The organism is Nocardiopsis sp. TNDT3 (assembly GCF_003427465.1).
Taxonomy (GTDB): domain Bacteria; phylum Actinomycetota; class Actinomycetes; order Streptosporangiales; family Streptosporangiaceae; genus Nocardiopsis; species Nocardiopsis dassonvillei.
The window spans coordinates 1-1238 of sequence record NZ_QPFC01000845.1 but is presented as its reverse complement, the minus strand read 5'-3'; the positions used below and the strand labels follow the sequence as shown (position 1 = coordinate 1238).

The 1238-nt window shown below is 69.9% G+C and carries 1 protein-coding gene; it reads right to left on the bottom strand.

Going from position 1 to position 1238, the window contains the following annotated elements; all coding sequences use genetic code 11:
* The coding region (locus tag DQW06_RS20375) for a M15 family metallopeptidase (RefSeq protein WP_013155095.1) at nt 1–1104 on the bottom strand (1104 nt) is incomplete at its 3' end.
* Between the last annotated feature and the right edge of the window lie 134 nt (nt 1105–1238).

Below are 1238 nucleotides of genomic sequence, written 5' to 3'. Positions count from 1 at the left end.
GCCGGTGTACTCCCAGTGCCAGGGCTCGAAGGGACTGGACTTGGCCCAGGCAGGGTGGTGCCAGCCGAAGTCGGCGCCGTTGGCCTCCATCCAGAGCCAGCGGTCGGACCGGTAGTTCTGGATGCCGCAGCCGAGGTCGATGGCCTGTCCCAGGCCGTGGTTGCTCGTGCCGGGGACGGCCGCGAAGCCCGGCGCGACCTGTCCGTAGACGCGGTGCTGGTTGGGCAGGTCGCGGTAGGCGCTGGTGATGCAGATGTTCTCGCCGAACTCGTCCACGTACCTGGCGTTGAGCTGGAGGAAGTCCACGGCCGCGTCGGCGCGCAGCTTCTTGTCGTCGTAGAGGTCGCACAGGGAGTTGGCCGGGAGCAGGCCGTTGGCCGCCCCCTCGGCGTTCGCGGCGGCGGACGGGTCGCAGTCCCCGGCGGCCATGTAGGCCTCCGGGTCGATGCCGCGGTCCTCCAGCTCCTGCACCAGCTCGTTCGTGGTCTGCTCGGACCGCTCGCGCAGGGCCTCGATGTCCGCGGCCAGCTCGACCTGTTCGAGCTGGGTGGTGGTCTGGAGCTCCTGCGCCTGGCTCGCCAGCTCGACCTGCTCCTCACGCAGGTCCGTGGCGTCCTGGATGAGCATCTGGTTGTCCTCGGAGATCTTCGCCGCGTAGGACTGGATCTGCAGGTCCTCGGTGAGGGACCCCGACGCCAGGACGGCGAGCATGCCGCCGTCGGGCTGCTTGTACAGCGTGCTGGCCAGCTGGGCCAGCGGTTCGCGCATCTCGTTGAGTTCGAGTTCGGTCTGCTGGAGGTCGTAGATGGTCTGGACCAGCTCCGACTGGGCGTCCTCCAGCGCGTCCTGGCGGTCGACGAGGTCCTGGTTGGCCTCCTCCAGCTCCTGGGAGGCGGTCTCGGCCCTCTCCCGGAACTCCTCCAGGCTCGCCTCGGCGGGTTCCAGCGCGCCGGTGTGCACCGGCGCCACGAGGAGCGCGGTGACGAGCGTGAGCGTCAGCGCCTGTGCGAAGCGGACCCGGTAGGACAGGGCGAAGGCGGTGAGCGCCCCGCCGCCACCCGGTACGCGGGACCTGCGCCGCGCCGCATCAGAAGTGAACGGCACGAATGATCCTCCGGCTGCTTTTCCTCGAACACCTACCCGTGGCCGCAAGGCAACGTACTACATGTCCACATGCGGCCACGCGAGATCGGTCCACCGGACGGAGCGGGTCGCGGACGGGCCCCACCCCGCCCCGC